Origin of the sequence: Archangium gephyra (assembly GCF_049060025.1) — a bacterium.
Taxonomy (GTDB): domain Bacteria; phylum Myxococcota; class Myxococcia; order Myxococcales; family Myxococcaceae; genus Archangium; species Archangium gephyra_A.
Genome location: NZ_JBMEQQ010000002.1, coordinates 7,217,390 through 7,234,443, shown reverse-complemented (window position 1 = coordinate 7,234,443; position 17,054 = coordinate 7,217,390). Strand labels below are relative to the sequence as shown.

Here is a 17,054-nt window from a genome sequence, read left to right as displayed (position 1 = left end):
TGGCAATCCATTATTTTCCGTGTGGCTGTCCAACCTCTGGCGTCGGATTGCCATTGCGCAGTGCGTCCATGAGCAAGGTGTGTGCATTCAGCTCCGTGCGGCGCACGTTGCCCGCCAAAGACAGCGCTTCCTTGTAGCCGCCGGCCACGAACGCCTGGAAATCCAGCGTCGCCACCCGGTACACCGCCTCGGGTTTCACCGGCTCGTCCCCCGCCGCCGGGTGGGAGGGCTCCTTCAACACCCGCAGGCGCACCGGCCTCCCGTCCTCCACCTCATAGCGGATGCCACTGCGCTGGCTGTAGCCGTCCGTCCCCCGCTTGGACTCGCTCAGGGCCACCCAGTCCGCGAGCTGCGCTCCCGTCAGCTCCGCCGTCACCAGGAAGTTGCGGTACGGCACCGCTCCATGGAAGTCCTCCACCGTCACCTCCCCCGCGGGCAACCCGCCCCGGAAGCTCGCCGACAGCGCGAAGAAGGCGTGCGCCCCGGCCGCCCGGCGCCACACCTCCGTGGCCCACGTGCCCACCTCCGCCGCCCCCTCCGTGAGGCCCTCGTCCCGCAGCGGCCTGTCCAGACGCCCCAGCACCTCGAAGCGCTCCGGCCTCTTCGCCACCAGCTCGCGCTGCAGCCGCGCCACCTCCGCCGCCGCCTCCGGCTCCTCCCGCTTCGTGCCGTCCAGCTTCACCAGCCCTCCCTCCACCCGCTCCAGCCGCCGGCCCCGGAAACGCAGCCGCACCTCCGAGAGGTAGGCGAGGTACTGGTACGGCGAGAGGTACCAGGTGCGCGTTCCCGGCAGCACGCCCAGCTCCACCTTCTGGTGCGAGTGCGAGCCCATGATGAGGTCGATGCCTGACACCTCCCGCGCCAGCGCCTCGTCGTCCTCGCGCAACTGGTGCCCCAGCAGCACCACCGCGTCCACGTGCTCCTCCTCGCGCAGGGCCTTCACCACCGCGCGCGCCGCCTCCGTCGCGTCCGTCCACCGCGTCCCGGGCGGCAGGTGCTCCGCCTTCACCAGCCGCTGCATGTCCGGCCCCGCCACCGCGAAGAAGCCCAGGCGCACGCCCCCCACCTCCTTCACCAGGTACGGTCTTCCCTCCACCCGCAGGTAGGGTGCGCCGTCCGCCCCCACCAGGTTCGCGCTCAGCACGGGGTAGTCCGCGCCCGCACGGCACCGCTCGAAGGCCACCGCCCCGTAGTCCAGGTCGTGGTTGCCCAACGCCATCACGTCCAGCACGCCGTTGAACCACGGCCACTCCACGCACCCGTACTCGTCACTCCACGTGGGCACGCCCTTGTTCAACGTGTCCCCACCCGACACCACCAGCGTGTCCGGCTTCGCCTTCGCGTCCCGGAGGTACGCCAGGGCCCGCGCCACCCCGCCCTGCCCGGGCTCTCCCTCCGAATAGAAGGGCACCGCGTGCGAGTGGTAGTCCGTCATCCCCACCAGCGTCACCGTACGCGTCGTCTGGCAGGCGGGAAGCAACAGCAGGCTCGTGACAAGGGCGAAAGGCTTCTTCATGTGCGAGGGGCTCCTGCTCCAGCCCTTCACACTCCCCGACTCGGGACGTCAAGCCGGGCTCCACGCCCCTCCCGGGCGCGGTCTCAAGCAACTGGTCCGATTGTTGGACCAGCCGGGCCGCGCACCTGTCTGCCTGCCCCCCGGCCTGACGGGGGCCGTGGTTCGTGCCGCTCCGGCACGCAAGCCGCACCATCGCCAACCTTCCGAGCGAGACAGTTGAAGGGGAGGAAGGCATGGGAATGGATGCCATCGCGCTCTTGAAGGCGGACCACAAAACCGTGGAGACGCTCTTCCGCAAGTTCGAGCAGGCCGGCCGCAACGCGAAGAAGCTCAAGCGCAAGCTCGTGGATCAGATCGTCCGCGAGCTCGCCGTCCACGCCGTCATCGAGGAACAGGTCCTCTATCCGTCCATTCGCGCCAAGGCCACGGCGCTCGAGGACCAGGTGCTCGAGGCCCTCGAGGAACACCACGTGGCCAAGTGGCTCCTCAAGGAGCTGGAGAACCTCCCCCCCGAGGCCGAGCGCTTCGAGGCCAAGGTGAAGGTCCTCATCGAGAACGTCCGCACCCACGTCCGGGAAGAGGAGCGCGAGCTCTTTCCCCAGGTGCGCAAGGCCTTCAGCCCCCAGGAGCTCCGCGACATGGCCGAGGCCCTGGTGCTCGCCAGGCGCGCCGCGCCCACCCGGCCCCATCCTCGCGCTCCGGATACTCCGCCCGGCAACCTCGTCGCGGGCGCCATGTCCGCCGTGCTCGACATGGGCAAGGACGCCCTGCGCGCCGCCCGCCGCAAGGCCGAGGGTCTGTCTCCCTCTCCCGCTCCTCGCGCCGGCAAGCGCTCGCGCAAGACGCGCGACATCCAGCAGGAAGGCAATGGCTCCGTGGAGGACATGGCCACCGAGTCCTCCTACCTGATGTGAGCCGGGTGTTGAGCCCCGGCCCTCGGGGAGTCGGGTCCCCCCAGGCTCCCCGGGGCCTCCCTCACGGGAACGCGGGCAGCGGGGAGACGTCCGGCGCCACCCACTCGCGCCGCGCCGCCTCCCCCTCCAGTGTTTCCTTGCGGTAGTGCCGCTCCAGCAGCTTGCCGTCCCTCAGCCCCGGGTGCGCCTCCTGGAAGGCCGTGAAGGGCTCCAGCTCCGGCGTCTCCTTCAGGGCGCGGTACACGTGCGCGCTCCACGCCCGCGTCACCGTCTCGTGGTACTTGCCCGCCGCTCCCAGCGCCGTCGCGTAGCGCTGGATGGTGCCGCGGATCCGCTCGTACCCCTCCTCCGGCCCGTGGCGGCGCAGGTACAGCCACGCCAACCTCACGTGCTCCCGGTGCCCGAAGCGCTCTCCCGGCCACTCCGCCCGCTCCACCGCCGACTGGAATTCGTCGTCTCCCGCTGTCTCCGGATTCATGTCCGCGTCTCCTGGCCCTCGGGGCGGGAAGCCTACTCCCAGGCGAACGCGAACCCTCCATCCAACCCCTCCACCCACTCGCGCTTCACCCAGACGCGCCGTCCTCCCGTCGCGCCCAGCAGCGCCTCCAGCGCTCCCTCCTGGCACGCCGCGGGCAGGAAGTCTCCCCGCCTCACCACCAGGCCACTGCTCAACCCCGTCCACTCCACCGACACCGCTCCGAAGCTCATCGTCTGCCGGTGGATGTCCGGGGCGCTCTCCATCATCCGCCGCGGGCTCCCGTGCGTCAGCACCTTCACCGCCCGGCCCAGCGGCGACGCCAGGTAGTCCGCGTTCGCCCGCCGGCCCAGTGCCCTCAGCGCCTGCTCTCCGCTTCCGTACCTCGGCGCCAACTGCCTCGCCGCGCACGCCAGCATCTTCAGCAACGAGCGGATGGGATAGCTGAAGACATCCACGAAATGCGTCTCGCCACTCGCTTCCATGCAGCCGCGCACCGCCGACTCGTCTCCCAGCCCGCGCACCGCCTCCAGCGTTCCCTTGAACAGCACCCCTCGCGCCGTGTCCTCCGCTCCCGCCAGGGACAGCCTCCACTCCAGGTCCCGCTCCCAATCGCCCGGCGAATCCTTCAGCGCCACCGCCTGCATGCTCATTGGCCGTACCTCGGTGCTGTGAAGTCCGCGAAGACCTGTCGGCGTCATGGGTGACCCAGGCTGCACCGCCCATGCCGTGAGGGCCTCCGCCCACCCCTTCCGTCCGCCACGCCACACTTGCTCGTCCCCCAGTACGACGGCCTCGCTCCCACCGTCCGCTGGCCGACACGCCCCGCTCCTTCGACGCGCAAACCCTGCGTGGTCCCCATCGACCCGCGGGCGCAAAACCTGCGCCTCTCACTCCCAGGTGACAAGGTACTCGCTGTCGAGCACCTCCAGGCGCGAGCAACTCACCCGCACCGCACGCGCCTTCATCCCCTCGAGCGCCGCCAGCAGCACGCCCTCGTGCCAGGCGCACGGCATGAAGTCGCGCCTCATCAGGATGCGGCCCCGCGTGGGCCCCTCCAACGTCACCGTGCGCTCACCGAAGTTCACCGCCGCCCGGTACGCCGAGGGCATGTTCGTCAGCAGCCGCCACGTCTCGCCCTTGGACAACATCAGCAGCGCCTTGCCCGCCGCCGACTTCAGCATGTCCGCCGTGGCCCGCCGCCCCAACTGCCGCTGCGCCTCCGCCCAGCTCCCGCACCGGCGCTCCAGCAGCCCCGCCGCCGCCTCGCTCACCTTCAGCCAGGCCCCCACCGGATAGTTGAAGAACTCCACGAAGCGCGGCTCGCCCCCCGCCTCCACGCACTGGCGCACCCCTTCCTCCCCCTCCAACGCCCGCACCGCCTCCAACGCGCCCAGGAAGAACGTGCCCCGCACCGTGTCCGTGGGCGTCGCCAGCGCCAGCCGCTGCTCCAGGTCCTCGCGCAAATCCTGCGCTTCCTCCACTTCGGCCTCGCACGTGCTCATGCTCATGGCACCGCCCCTCCACGTCATCCACCCTAACCACGGCCTCCCAGACCCCCCGCCCCCGCCTCCCCACGCGTCGGCTGGCCGACGTCTCCCCTTTCCCCGACTGCTCGCTCCCTCACAGTGACGCCCCCTCGCAACCCCCATGCCCGCGCGACGCCTACAATCGCCGTCACTGTATGCCCCGCCTCCCTCCGCCCCTCCCCCCGCGCCTTGCTTCGAAAATGAAGCAGCGTGCCTCGCCGCCCCACGAGCCGGCAACCCCCCTCCCCTCGCTCCCCCCTCTGGACCAGAGGCCACTTTCTTGATTTCTCTGGAAATCCTACAAGGCTTCACGAGTGAAGCGGAAGCGCATCAGAGATGACGGTCACCCTGGACAGCCCCACCCTCCCGCGTAGCGAACGCAAGCCCCTGTACGTACAGGTGGTCACCCAGCCCGCCCTCCACGGGTGCTGGGCCGTCAACATCAGCGAGACGGGCATCGGGCTGATCGCCACCCCGAGCGGGCCGGCCGAAGGGCCCCGGGAGGGCGAGGACCTGGAGATGGCCTTCACGCTGCCGGACACGCGCACGCGCATCCGGGTGCGCGGCGTGGTGCGCTGGAGGCACGACCCGGAGGAGCAGGACGAGGGCGCGGTGACGGCCCTGGGCGTGAGCTTCCACGGCTTCGAGGGCTCCGACGGGGTGACGCTCAAGCGCTACCTGCTGGACCACCAGCTCTACGTGGCGGTGGTGTACGCCGAGGAGTCGGAGCTGCGAGGCCTGCGCGAGGCGCTGGAGAGCCACGTGCGGCTGCGCTTCATGCCCGCCCCCGAGGACATGGACGCGCTGCTGGGCCGCGGGGACATCAGCGCGCTGCTGGTGTGCGGACGCGACGAGGCCCGCGCCGTGGCCCTGGTGGAGCGGCTGGCCGCCCGGCGCGCCGAGGCGGACCCCACCGGCGCGGGGCCCGCGAGCGACCTGTCTCCCCGCATCCTTTATTGCGCCCCGGCCGTGCCCACGCGGCTGGTGGAGCTGTTCAACCAGGGGAAGATATTCAGGGCGCTCGTGCCGCCCTTCGAGCCGGTGGCGCTGCGCCAGGCGGTGCTCCAGGCCAGCCGCGAGCTGGGCCTGCGCACCGAGCAGCGCCGGGCCGCCCTGGAGCTCGAGCGCAACCTGCTGCGCGAGCGCGCCCGGGAAGCGCCCTCGCGCCCCCCCGGCGCGGGCGTGGGCAACGAGCCCGGCTTCCGCAGCCCCGTCATGCGCCAGGTGCTGGAGATGGTGCGCGTGGCCGCTCCCCACCGCGTCGCCGTGCTGCTCCAGGGCGAGACGGGCACCGGCAAGGAGGTGCTCGCCCGCGTCATCCACCGGCTGAGCGGACGCAGCGACCAGGCCCTCGTGGTGCAGGACTGCGGCGCCCTCACCGAGACCCTCCTGGAGAGCGAGCTCTTCGGCCACGTGAAGGGCGCATTCACCGGCGCCGTGGCCGATCACCCCGGCCTCTTCGTGCTCGCCGACGGCGGCACCATCTTCCTGGATGAGATCGAGAACACCACCCCCAACCTCCAGTCCAAGCTGCTGCGCGTGCTGGAGAGCGGGGATGTGCGGCCGGTGGGTGGCACGCAAATCCGCCGGGTGGACGTGCGCATCATCGCCGCCAGCAACCGCGACCTCGCCGAGGAGGTGCGCGCCGGACGCTTCCGCAGCGATCTCTTCTACCGGCTCAACAGCTTCACCATCGACCTGCCCCCGCTGCGCGAGCGCCCCGAGGACATCCTCGACCTGGCGCGCTACTTCCTCGGCCACTTCAACCGCATCCTGCGGCGCTCGGCCAGCGGGCTGTCCGCGGAGGCCGAGCAACTGCTCCTGGCGGCCAGGTGGCCGGGCAACGTGCGCGAGCTGCGCAACTGCATCGAGCGCGCCGTGCTGCTGTCCTCGGACGAGGAGTTGGTGACCCGGCGCCACCTGCCTCCGGCCCTCGTGAGCAGCACGGAGAGCACGCGGCCGCCCGTGCGCGTGAGCGGCGGCGGCGCGGGCTCCCTGAGGGACAGGCTGGAGCAGATGGAGAAGGAGATCATCCGCGAGGCGCTCGAGCGCCACGGCGGCGTGGTCCGGCGCGCGGCCGCCGCCCTGGAGATGGACCCGGTGACGCTCGGCCGCCGGGTGCGCCGTCACGGACTGCTCAGCAAGGAGCAGTGAGGCGAGCCGTGAGGGCCCGCCTCAAATCTCGTGCGCCGTCTGCTCGTAGACGATGACCTTGTACGAGCGGGGGAACAGGATGACGTGCAGCGTGCGCCAGTTGTCCCCGTTCGGGCCCGTCGAGAACTGGCGGGCGTAGCGCTTCACCTGCACGTTCTCGAGGGGGCTGCCGTACGCGGCCAGGATGTCCGCGTGCAGCGGCTGGTAGTTCCAGTACATGCTCGACTTGAACTGCTCCCAGGTGAGCACCGCGGGCGCGGGGTCCGCGCGGTAGCCCTCGTAGAGGCCCTGGGAGAGCACCGCCGAGGCCGCCGCGTCCAACGACGCCTCGGTCGAGTACGGCCAGAGGAAGTCGAACCGGCGCAGGTAGGAGTAGAGCATCTCGTACTGGGCGTTGCCCGTGTCCAGCGTCGACTGGAGCCCCGGGGTGATGCGCTGCTCCACCAGCCCGAGCGCGTACACGGACGGGGCCGGCTGCGGCTGCGACACGCACGTGCCTCCCACGCAGTCCACCTGCACCCGGTAGTGCTTCTGCGCCGCGTTCCCCCAGCCCACCACCACCAGGTACTCGCCACCCTTCGACAGCGTCGCGAACTCAATCTTGCTCAGCTCGCCGTAGCCCGAGTCGTCGTCCTGGGCCAGCACCTGGGAGCCGTAGTTGCCGCTGGCGTCCTTCGGGCCGTAGATGAACAGCCCCGTGTCCAGGTACATGGAGCTGCCCAGGTGCGTCACCTCCACCTTCACCTGCGCGCCCGCCGGCACCTGCACCTTGTAGCCGTCATACCCGGGCCGGGTGCCACACTCCGACTGCATCGAGCCGCCCAGCGCCAGGGGCCTCGCATAGGTGCTGATGCCGCTCATGGCCGGAGCCGCCGGCGGAGAGGTCCAGGCGCCCAGCACGGACACCGGCAGCAGCCACAGCAACGCCTTCAGCAGATTGCGACGCATCGTCTCGTCCTCACGGCAGGAGGACGGCGGCCCACGAGCCGGCCACCGCCCCGGATTGGTGTGCTCCACCCTGTGCCACCCCGAGGCGGGTAATTCAAGCAAACATGGAGAAACGAAATGGGGCCTAGTGAACCCCGAGCTGTCGATCCCAGGCATAGAGCAGCGCGAGCAGTTCCGACGTGCAAGCACCGGACACCCGCTCGAAAGCCCGCGGCTCGAGCGCGACGATGCGCTGACGCTGGAGCGTGGGATCCGCCACCACGTCCTGGTGCTTCAGGCCGCGCGCGGAGGTGAGGGCACGGGGCATCTGCCGGAGGATGGCCTCAATGCTGTCCTCCCGGGTCGCGCGGGCCATGCGCGCCGCCGCCATCTCCAGGCGCGCGCGCACCGGGCCTTCGCCCACCGGACACCACGCCTCCATGACCCAGGCACAGGAATCCCTCATCAGCTCCTCCAGGGTGAGCGCGGCGCTCGGAGCGCTGAAGAGGTAGCGCACGGACTGGAGCGGCTCCCAGAAGCGCAGCACCGCCTGGAGGCGCTGCGCCATGCGCTCCGCGCTCTTCGGCGCTGTTCGCGCAGTCGCGAAGTACAGCGCGCCCCAGGCTGTTTCACGGCAGAACGCCTCGTAGGCATCCCTCGCGGGAAAGGTGTTCTGCCCTTCCATGGCTTCGGACAGACCGCGCATGACGGCCGACACCATGTACAACCGCCAGGCCGGGCGCTCGCGCTGGAAGTCGACCACCTCGTGCGCTACCACCACTTCACCGTGCGGCACCTCCAGCAGCTGCCGCACAGCGGGGAAGGAGCCGTCCTCACGGTACTGCGCGCCGCACCGCAGTCCCTCCGTCCTCGCCTTCTGGTCGACCGCTGGGTAGCTGCCATGCAGGAAGGATGGCAGTCGCAGCGAAGAAGCGTGTCCAGGCGCCATGGAGCGCGTCCTATCAAAGCGAGCCCTCATCGAGAAAGGGATGTGCCCGCTGCGGCGGGAACGTGTGCCGGGGGCACGGTGGGTGGAGGCCGCGCAGGGAAGGGGATGACCTGTCCACCTCCCTGTGCAGGGGGTTTCTTTGCCCCCGGGCCCGAGCCCATTCGACCGAAGATCGCCCCCGAGAAGAAGACCGTCGCGGCTCTACCCACCACCTCGATGCCGATGCCAACGGCTCCGCTGAGGGTGGCGAGCCGCTCGCGCCGGGCGATCATCCCGTCCACGGCCTGGCCCACCCATCCACCGTACTGCCGCATCTCCTGCTCGGTGAGATCCACCCACTGGCCAGCCGTATATGCCGCGGCCTCCGATGCGAAGCGCTGCTGACTGCGGGTCCATCTGTACTGGATCACTCCTGGCTCGTGGGTCTTCCACTCCAGGCGCCAGATGAACTGGCCCTGGGCGAAGCGGATCAAGATTTCTCCATGGAAGTCCGTCCCCCCCAGGAAGCTCATTTCCGGCGCTACCGCCCGATTCAGCGCCAACAGGTAGAGTTGCACTTCCCGTCGGCCCTCCTCGAGGCCCTGGTCATTCCAGGGTTTGATCTCGAAGACGTACAGCGCAGCAACATCCGTGATGTCCGGGCGCCGATTGCGCTCGTTCGGAAGAAGACGAGATGGTTCTCCGAGCCTCGCGTCCTCGAGGATGGAGAAGAGGGTCTCGGTGTTGTAATAGACTTGGTGATGCGGGTGGTTCACCTTGTACATGTATGCAATCAGCCGGTGCGCGGCGTTGCCGAGGAAGAACTCCCAGGGCATCCGCGAGTCCGGCTTCCGGCCGGGAACGGTGTAGCCCCGCACCGCCGGGCCGCCAGGCTCCCCACCCATTGCTGGACCGTCACTCATGGCCAACAGTCTTCGCGGCGCTGGAGTGGGGGTGGATGCCAGGCTGAATCTGCTCGCCGGGGACGTGCTACAGCCCGCGAGGACCCACGAGAGCAGCAGGACCCCCCACCACCGTGCGGCCCGAAATATGGACAGACCTCCGGCGGCAACACGCACGGACACCTCCCACTCCGCTCACCCAGGCGGGTTCGAAGTCAGGACGCAGTAGAGGCCAGCGGTCGCGGGAAGACGAGGCCCCCTGAAGTCCGGTAGTGCGAGACGCCCCGCCCTCGAGAGGAAGCGGGCTCTACTCGAGCACGCAGCCGTCGCGCTCGCTGACGAAGCGGGCCTTCTCGCCCCACAGCAACGCCGCGGCCGTCTGCACGCTGCGCTCCTTGTAGTCCACCGTCAGCGTCGCCACCGCCGGGCTCGCCGCCGTCCAGCGCCGACAGTACTCCTCGCTCATCTCCATCACGAAGACGCACGAGCAGAAGTCCTTCGCCGTGTACGAGGTCACGAGCTGCAGGTCATTGTTGTCGTAGGGGCGCCGCACCGTGTCCCCCCTGTCGCAGGACAGGGCCGCGGCACACGCGAGCACCAGCAGTGCACGGCTCGGGCTCATGGCTGCTCCTCCACCACCGCGAGGGCCAGCTTCAGGAAGGTGTCCAACGAGAACGAACCGTCCCGGTCATCCGCCGTACGCACCACGATGAGTTCCTTGGAGGGAATGATGGAGATGGACTGGCCCCAGTGCCCCCGCGCCGCGTAGGCACCCTCGGGCACGCTGGGGAAGGGGAGCTCTGTCTGCACATGGGGGATGGGGCGATTGAGCCACCACTGCCAGCCCTGCACGTCGTCCCGGCCCCGCTCGTAGGCCTTGCGCTGGATGGGCTCGGACACCTGCGTCGAGCGCATCACCCAGTCCGGGGGCAACACCTCCTCGCCCGCCCAGCAGCCGTTGTTCAGATAGAAGTAGCCGAACTTCGCCAGGTCCCTCGGCGTGGCGTGCAGGTACGAGGAGCCCACCACCACGCCCTTGCCGTCCCGCTCCCACGTGGCGCTCTTCATCCCCAGCTTGTCGAGCAGCAACACCCACGGCCAATCCTTGCCCAGCGAGGGTTTCAGCGCCGCGTCCAGCACCCCGGCCAGCAGCGTGGCGTCCCCCGACGAGTACCTCCACGACGTGCCCGGCTCATCGGTCCGCTCGTGCGCGGTGATGAAGGACACCATGTCCCCGCGGCCCTCGCCGTACAGCATCGCCAGCACCGAGGACGTCTGGTACGTGCCGCCGTTCTCGTAGTCCTCCCGCCAGTCCAGCCCCGAGGCGAACTCCAGCAGGTGGCGCACCGTGATGGCGCAGTTGTCCTGCCGCTTCGCCTTCACGTACTGGCAGATGGAGTCGTCCAGCTTCAGCGATCCCCGCTTCTCCGCGATGCCCACCAGCGCGCTGGTGAAGCTCTTCGACATCGACCAGGCCAGGTGCCGCTTGCTCGCGTCGAAGCCGCGCCCGTAGCGCTCGTACACCACCCGGCCCTTGTGGATGATGACGACGCCATCCGTGCGCACACCCTTGCGCTCCTCATCCTTCCCCTGGAGCGTGAAGGCGTAGTCCTCCAGCGCCTGGATTTGCGCCGCCCTCGCTGCGGCGACCTCCGCCCGGGCGTCGGGCCAGGTCTCCGTCGGCCAGGGGGTGGATGTGGGGGGGCACTCGGCCTGGGCCGGAAGCGCGAGCGCCAGGGCCGTGGCCAGGAACAGGGGAGTCATTCCGCGAAGTCGATGCATGGGAGGAACCGGTCAGAAGGTGTAACGCAGCAGGGGAACCACCACGGCCCGCGAGGCCGTGGCCTCCTCCAGGGAGCGCGGGCGCTCGAGGACTCGCGAGAGCGTGGGCGGCGGCACCGGAGCCGTCGCGCGCATCGTCAGCGTCACCGCCGTGGGCAGCACCAGCGCCTCCACCAGCGTGAAGAGCGCCGCGTCTCCCAAGTCATCCACCGTCGCCCCCAGCAACACCGCCCCCGTCACCGCCAGCACATGCACCCCGAGCGCCACCCAGACCGCCGGTTGGAAGCGCACGCTGCCCGGTTGCAACGCATTGCCCACCAGCCACTGCGCCCCCGTCACCGCCAGCGGCGGCAACGCCAACAGCAGCACCATCGCCGGAGCCGCCGCCAGCACCAGATTCGACGACAGCGAGCCCACCCACGCGCTCAGCGCCAGTGTCGCCGGCACCGCCACCACCGCCGCCCCCGCCCCCGTGCCCAGCTCCAGCGCCATCCACTTCGCCGGGTGCTCCGTCATCATCCCCGCCGGCAACAGCCGTGCCGATTCCGGCGCCGCCCGGGCCGTCATCGGCACCATCCACAACACCAGCGCCAGCGCCAGTACCCACACATCCGCTCTCGAGGGGAACATGGGCCCGTGTCATATCATCGACACGGCGCCCCCGCGCCTCCCACCCCGGGGGCTTTCCGCCGCCCTTCGCTTCGTGCCACCGTGGCAGCGACGGCGGGTAACGCGTGCCAGACTCCAAGCACATCCTCCAACGCTGGCCTCCGCTCGGACGGCTGGCCCTGTTCGCACTCGTGTTCTGCGCCAGCACCCACCTGGGCATGCGGCTCAGCTCTCCGGACGAGCACTTCTCCGTCCTGTGGCCCCCCAGCGGCGTGCTGCTCGCCGCGCTGCTGCTCTCCCGCTTCCGCGACTGGCCCGCCCTCCTGCTCCTGGCCGTCCTCCTCAAGCCCTTCATCGCCTTCCCGGGAAAGCTGCCGCACCTGCCCGGCTTCCTCGTCGCCACCGGCAGCGCCCTGGAGGCACTCGCCGGAGCCTTCCTGCTGCGCCGCTACGCCGGTTTCCGTCCCTCCCTGGAGCGCGTCCGCGATGTGCTCATGCTGGTGGGACTCGGCGCCCTGCTGAGCACCGTGCTCGGCGCCACCCCGGGCGTCACCCTCCTGGCCTTCCAGGGAAAAATCTCCTGGGTGGACTGGGGCAACCAGTGGCGCGTCTTCTGGGTCGGCGATGCCATGGGCGTGCTGCTGGTCACCCCCGTCCTGCTCTCCTGGTCCACGCGCGGCCTCGAGGGCTGGAGCCGCGCGCGCCAGGCGGAGCTCGCCGTGCTGCTGGGGGTGCTCGTCTACACCGTGCACTCCGGCTTCCACTGGGAGCTGACCACCTCCAACCTCTACCACCCCGTCAGCTACCTGGCCTTCCCCTTCATCCTCTGGGCCGCGCTGCGCTTCGAGGCCCGCGGCACCGCGGCGGCCATGCTCGCCCTGACGGCCGTGGCCCTCCAGCACACCCTCGCGGGCAGCGGCCCCTTCGCCCTCGAGTCCGGGGACCGCGCCACCCCCGAGCGCCTCGTCTTCCTCCAGTCCTTCCTGGCCGCCGTGGGCGTCTCCGGGCTGCTGCTCGCCGCCGCCCTCGGTGAGCGCCGGCGCGCCCAGGAGATGGCCACCCTCCTCAACCGCGAGCTGCGCCAGTCCCTGTATGCCCTGGCCACCGCCCAGCAGGAGCTGGTGCGCCGCGAGCGTCTGGCCGCCCTCGGCGAGCTGTCCGCCAGCGTCGCCCACGAGGTGCGCAACCCCCTGGGCGTCATCGCCAACTCGGTGGCCGCCCTCACCCGCCTGTCCCGCCCCGAGCACACCACTTCCTGGGAGCTGCTCGGCGTCATGAGCGAGGAGGTCGCCCGGTTGGACCACCTCATCAACGGACTGCTGGACTTCGCCCGTCCCCAGGAGCCCCGCCTCCTGCCCCAGCCGCTCGGCTCCGTGGTGGATGGTGCCCTGGAGGCCTCCCTGCGCTCCCAGCCGCACACCCCGCGCGTGCAGGTGACGCGCGAAATGGCCCCGAACCTGCCCGACATCCCCCTGGACGCGCAGCTCCTGCACCTGGCGCTCAGCAACCTCTTCACCAACGCCCTGCAGGCCATGCCCCAGGGCGGCACCCTGCGCGTCGAGCTGGGCCTCGGCCAGTCCCGCGGCGGCACACCCCAGGCCCGCGTCTCCATCACCGACTCGGGCCCGGGCATCGCCCCCGAGGTCATGGCGCGCCTCTTCCAGCCCTTCTACACCACCAAGGCCTCGGGCACCGGCCTGGGGCTCGCCATCGTGCGGCGCATCGTCGAGGCCCACCAGGGGCTCGTCGAGGTGCGCTCCACCCCGGACCAGGGGACGACCTTCATCGTCCTCCTGCCCCTGGCCCGGGCCGCCTCCTCCGCCGCCTGAGCCGCGCCCGCTCCGTCAGAACGGGATGCCGTTGTCGTCGTCCCCGCCGCCGCCGCTGAAGTCGTCGTCCCCGTGCGGAGGCGGCCCGTCCTCGCCCCCACCCCCGTCGCCACCACCCCGCTGCCGGGCGATCTCCGCCTCGATGGCCGCCAGGAGCTGCCGCTCCCGGTCGTGCCACCGCGACTTGCTCGGGTCGTTCAGCGAACGCCTCGCGCCATTGGCGTAGTACTCCAGGTCCCCCATGCTCGCGCCACGGATGGGGCCTCCCTTGCTGCGGCCGTAGTTCGGGAACACCTCTCCCGCACCGCCACCGCCTCCTCCGCCACCCGAGGCCGCCGCGCGACGAGGCGCCGCCGCCGCGTCCGGCGTCGCGCCAATGCTCATCTCTCCCAGCTTCAGCGAGAAACCGTCCCCATTGCGGAACGCCGTCCCCACCCGCACCTGCTCCACGCGCCCGTCCGGGCGCCTCACTGCCACCGTCACCGGATAACCCTGATCGCTCATTCCCGCCGGAAATCACTCTCGCCCCACCGTGTCAACGACTCCGGGGGGCCGAGGTGCTCGGGCCAACCCGCCTCAGGAGCAGGCAGGCGTCTCGACGGCGGGACGGCGTTCACGGGTGGAACCTCGGTGGGCCCCGGCCCGGGCTCAGCCCCGGCTCAGCTCGACGCGCTCCTTGCCACCCTTCTTGCGCACCCACGCCTTGGGCTTCGGCGGGGCCGCCGGCTCCGGCCTCTGCGGCGCGGCCTCGGCCAACGCCTTCGACGCCGCACGGCCCCTCGGCAACACCACCTCCGGCACCGACTGCGGCGACGCGTCGTCCACCCACTTGTCCGGCCGCCGGTTCGACTTCACCAGCAACCGCAGCTTCTGGTAGTGCGCCGAGCAGTACCCCTTCGAGCGCGCCGGCCGCTTGCACCCCATCACCGCGCACCGCCGCTCATCCCCCGTCCGCGCCGCGGGAGGACGGCCCCGGCGCGCCGGTACCACCTCGGCCGCCTGCTGCACGCCCCTCGCCGCCGGCACCGCCGCGCCCCGGCCTCGCGTCACTCCCGGCAGCGTGATGCCCGGCAACGCGAGCTGCAGCGACTGCATCCGCGTCGCCAGGGGCGCCAGCCGCTGGACGATGTCCACCAGCTCCTCGATGACTTCCAGCCGCTCACCCATGCGCGTGATGGCCTTGTGCATGGGACCCAGCCGGCCCCGAAGCTCCGCCTGGACCATCTCCCGCAACGGTTTTTCGATCGACATGCGCGCACCATATGCCACTCAGTGGCTCCTACCGCCAGTCCCTCGGACCCCCGCTCTGTCGACCCGGCCACGCCTCGCCCCCTCGCCGTCCACCTCCGCGCATCCCATGCCGAATGCTGCGGCGCTCCCGCCCCGCTTCGGGCATGGTGCAGGGTCCGCGGGCACGAGGACTCCCAGACATGACCCACGATTCGACCGATTGGCTTTGCATCAATACCATCCGCACCCTCTCCATGGACGCGGTGGAACAGGCCCACTCGGGCCACCCGGGCGCCCCCATGGCGCTGGCGCCCGTGGCCTACCAGCTCTGGCAGCAGGAGCTGCGCTACGACCCGGCCAGCCCCATCTGGCCCAACCGCGACCGCTTCGTGCTCTCCAACGGGCACGCCTCCATGCTCCTCTACGCCCTGCTGCACCTGACGGGCGTGCGCCGCGTCACCTCGGAGTACACCACCGAGGACCAGGTGGCCGTCGGCCTGGAGGACATCAAGAAGTTCCGCCAGCTCGACAGCTCCACCCCCGGCCACCCCGAGTACCGGTGGACCAGCGGCGTGGAGACCACCACGGGCCCGCTGGGCCAGGGCGTCGCCAACACCGTGGGCATGGCCATCGCCAGCCGCTGGATGGCCGGGTACTTCAACCGCCCGGGCTTCGAGCTCTTCGACTACGACGTCTATGCGCTGTGCGGTGACGGAGACCTGATGGAGGGCGTGGCCAGCGAGGCCGCCTCGCTCGCGGGCCACCTGAAGCTGCCCAACCTGTGCTGGGTCTACGACAGCAACCGCATCAGCATCGACGGCAGCACGGACCTGGCCTTCACCGAGGACGTGGGCAAGCGCTTCGAGGCCTACGGCTGGCGCGTGCTCCACGTGGCCGACGGCAACGACCTGGACGCGCTCTCGCGGGCCTTCCGCACCTTCAAGCAGGACCGCGGCCAGCCCACGCTCATCATCGTCACCACGCAGATTGGCTTCGGCGCCCCCAAGAAGCAGGGCACGGCCTCGGCCCACGGCGAGCCCCTGGGTGAGGAGGAGCTCAAGGGCGCCAAGCGCAAGTACGGCTGGCCCGAGGACGCGAAGTTCCTGGTGCCCGAGGGCGTGCGCGAGCGCTTCAGCGAGCGCATGGGCGAGCGCGGCCGCAAGCTGCGCACCGAGTGGGAGGCGCGCTTCTCCGAGTACCAGAAGCAGTTCCCCGAGCAGGCGGACCAGCTGCAGCGCATGCAGCGGCGCGAGCTGCCGGCGGGCTGGGACAAGGAGCTGCCGGTGTTCCCCGCGGACGCCAAGGGCGTGGCCACCCGCGAGTCGAGCGGCAAGGTGCTCAGCGCGCTGGCGAAGAACTACCCGTGGCTGGTGGGCGGCTCGGCGGACCTCAACCCGTCCACGAAGACGTACCTGTCCTTCTCGGGCGCGATGAAGCCGGGGGACCTCTCGGGGCGCAACATCCACTTCGGTGTGCGCGAGCACGCCATGGGCTCCATCATCAACGGCCTGGCGCTGAGCAAGGTGCGCCCCTACAGCGCCACCTTCCTCATCTTCAGCGAGTACGAGCGGCCCCCCATCCGCCTGTCGGCCATCATGGAGCTGCCGAGCATCCACATCTTCACCCATGACTCCATCGGCCTGGGCGAGGACGGCCCGACGCACCAGCCGGTGGAGCAGCTCCCCAGCCTGCGCGCGATTCCGGGGCTCATCGTGCTGCGCCCCGCGGACGCCAACGAGGTGACGGAGGCGTGGCGGGTGATTGCCCCGCTGAAGCACCAGCCGGTGGTGCTGGTGCTCACGCGGCAGGCGGTGCCCACGCTGGACCGGACGAAGTACGCGCCGGCCTCGGGGCTGGCCAAGGGCGCCTACGTGCTGTCGGACAGCAAGGGCACGCCGGACGTCATCCTCATTGGCACGGGCAGCGAGGTGCAGTTGTGCCTCCAGGCGCAGGAGCAGCTCGAGGCCCAGGGCGTGAAGGCGCGCGTGGTGAGCATGCCCTCGTGGGAGCTGTTCGAGCAGCAGGATGAGGCGTACCGCGAGCAGGTGCTGCCCTCGAGCGTGAGGGCGCGCGTGGCGGTGGAGAAGGCCGCGGCGTTCGGCTGGGAGCGCTTCGTGGGGCTGCGCGGCGCGATCGTGGGCATGCGCAGCTTCGGCGCCTCGGCTCCGCTCAAGGCCCTGCAGCAGAAGTTCGGCTTCACCGTGGACAACGTGGTGAAGGTGGCCCGCGAGGTCATCGAGCGGGCGAAGCAGTAGTCAC

16 protein-coding genes are annotated in these 17,054 nt (G+C 70.5%); 4 read left to right on the top strand and 12 right to left on the bottom strand.

Annotated features, from left to right (window positions below; all coding sequences use genetic code 11):
- Window positions 1-10: 10 nt before the first annotated feature.
- Window positions 11-1,516 (bottom strand): bifunctional metallophosphatase/5'-nucleotidase, encoded by a 1,506-nt coding sequence (locus ACN28I_RS31580; RefSeq protein ID WP_420945630.1) that lies wholly within the window; start codon window positions 1,514-1,516, stop codon window positions 11-13.
- Window positions 1,517-1,755: 239 nt separating this feature from the next.
- Here ACN28I_RS31580 and ACN28I_RS31575 point away from each other — a divergent pair, with 239 nt between their 5' ends.
- Window positions 1,756-2,430 carry a hemerythrin domain-containing protein gene (locus ACN28I_RS31575; protein WP_420948754.1) on the top strand — a complete coding sequence of 225 codons (675 nt, stop codon included), beginning with the start codon at window positions 1,756-1,758 and terminating at the stop codon, window positions 2,428-2,430.
- Window positions 2,431-2,491: 61 nt separating this feature from the next.
- On the opposite strand, the gene ACN28I_RS31570 is transcribed toward ACN28I_RS31575, so the two are convergent.
- The 3 genes from ACN28I_RS31570 to ACN28I_RS31560 all read right to left on the bottom strand — a co-directional run bounded on the left by ACN28I_RS31570 (window position 2,492) and on the right by ACN28I_RS31560 (window position 4,416).
- Window positions 2,492-2,908, bottom strand: a complete 417-nt coding sequence (locus ACN28I_RS31570) for a hypothetical protein (RefSeq protein ID WP_420945629.1) — start codon at window positions 2,906-2,908, stop codon at window positions 2,492-2,494.
- A gap of 32 nt (window positions 2,909-2,940) precedes the next feature.
- Complete coding sequence (locus tag ACN28I_RS31565; protein ID WP_420945628.1) at window positions 2,941-3,558, bottom strand: TIGR02265 family protein; 618 nt, start codon at window positions 3,556-3,558, stop codon at window positions 2,941-2,943.
- Window positions 3,559-3,795: 237 nt separating this feature from the next.
- Window positions 3,796-4,416, bottom strand: coding sequence for a DUF2378 family protein (locus tag ACN28I_RS31560; protein WP_420945627.1), 621 nt, complete (start codon window positions 4,414-4,416; stop codon window positions 3,796-3,798).
- Between the two features lie 354 nt (window positions 4,417-4,770).
- On the opposite strand from ACN28I_RS31560, the gene ACN28I_RS31555 reads away from it, so the two are divergent.
- A complete protein-coding gene (locus ACN28I_RS31555) occupies window positions 4,771-6,588 on the top strand; it encodes a sigma 54-interacting transcriptional regulator (RefSeq protein ID WP_420945626.1) in 1,818 nt (605 codons plus the stop codon).
- A gap of 21 nt (window positions 6,589-6,609) precedes the next feature.
- Here the strand turns inward: ACN28I_RS31555 and ACN28I_RS31550 are convergent, their stop codons facing one another.
- The 6 genes from ACN28I_RS31550 to ACN28I_RS31525 all read right to left on the bottom strand — a co-directional run bounded on the left by ACN28I_RS31550 (window position 6,610) and on the right by ACN28I_RS31525 (window position 11,757).
- A complete protein-coding gene (locus tag ACN28I_RS31550) occupies window positions 6,610-7,536 on the bottom strand; it encodes a hypothetical protein (RefSeq protein WP_420945625.1) in 927 nt (308 codons plus the stop codon).
- Between the two features lie 124 nt (window positions 7,537-7,660).
- Window positions 7,661-8,464: a hypothetical protein gene (locus ACN28I_RS31545; protein ID WP_420945624.1), complete on the bottom strand. Its 804-nt coding sequence runs from the start codon at window positions 8,462-8,464 to the stop codon at window positions 7,661-7,663.
- 26 nt (window positions 8,465-8,490) lie between these two features.
- Window positions 8,491-9,366, bottom strand: a complete 876-nt coding sequence (locus ACN28I_RS31540; protein WP_420945623.1) for a hypothetical protein — start codon at window positions 9,364-9,366, stop codon at window positions 8,491-8,493.
- A gap of 286 nt (window positions 9,367-9,652) precedes the next feature.
- Window positions 9,653-9,967: a hypothetical protein gene (locus tag ACN28I_RS31535; RefSeq protein ID WP_420945622.1), complete on the bottom strand. Its 315-nt coding sequence runs from the start codon at window positions 9,965-9,967 to the stop codon at window positions 9,653-9,655.
- Window positions 9,964-11,109 (bottom strand): serine hydrolase domain-containing protein, encoded by a 1,146-nt coding sequence (locus ACN28I_RS31530; RefSeq protein ID WP_420945621.1) that lies wholly within the window; start codon window positions 11,107-11,109, stop codon window positions 9,964-9,966. Before ACN28I_RS31530 ends, ACN28I_RS31535 begins: the two co-directional genes overlap by 4 nt.
- Before the next feature lie 30 nt (window positions 11,110-11,139).
- Complete coding sequence (locus ACN28I_RS31525) at window positions 11,140-11,757, bottom strand: hypothetical protein (protein ID WP_420945620.1); 618 nt, start codon at window positions 11,755-11,757, stop codon at window positions 11,140-11,142.
- 104 nt (window positions 11,758-11,861) lie between these two features.
- Between ACN28I_RS31525 and ACN28I_RS31520 the strand changes: the two genes are divergently transcribed.
- On the top strand, window positions 11,862-13,565 hold the full coding sequence (locus tag ACN28I_RS31520; RefSeq protein WP_420945619.1) for an MASE1 domain-containing protein: 1,704 nt from the start codon (window positions 11,862-11,864) through the stop codon (window positions 13,563-13,565).
- Between the two features lie 15 nt (window positions 13,566-13,580).
- Here the strand turns inward: ACN28I_RS31520 and ACN28I_RS31515 are convergent, their stop codons facing one another.
- Entirely contained in the window at window positions 13,581-14,069 is a 489-nt protein-coding gene (locus tag ACN28I_RS31515; RefSeq protein WP_420945618.1) for a hypothetical protein, read from the bottom strand.
- Between the two features lie 144 nt (window positions 14,070-14,213).
- Window positions 14,214-14,816: a hypothetical protein gene (locus ACN28I_RS31510; protein ID WP_420945617.1), complete on the bottom strand. Its 603-nt coding sequence runs from the start codon at window positions 14,814-14,816 to the stop codon at window positions 14,214-14,216.
- A 179-nt stretch (window positions 14,817-14,995) separates the two neighbouring features.
- On the opposite strand from ACN28I_RS31510, the gene tkt reads away from it, so the two are divergent.
- Entirely contained in the window at window positions 14,996-17,050 is a 2,055-nt protein-coding gene (gene tkt, locus ACN28I_RS31505) for a transketolase (RefSeq protein ID WP_420945616.1), read from the top strand.
- The last annotated feature ends 4 nt before the right edge of the window (window positions 17,051-17,054 follow it).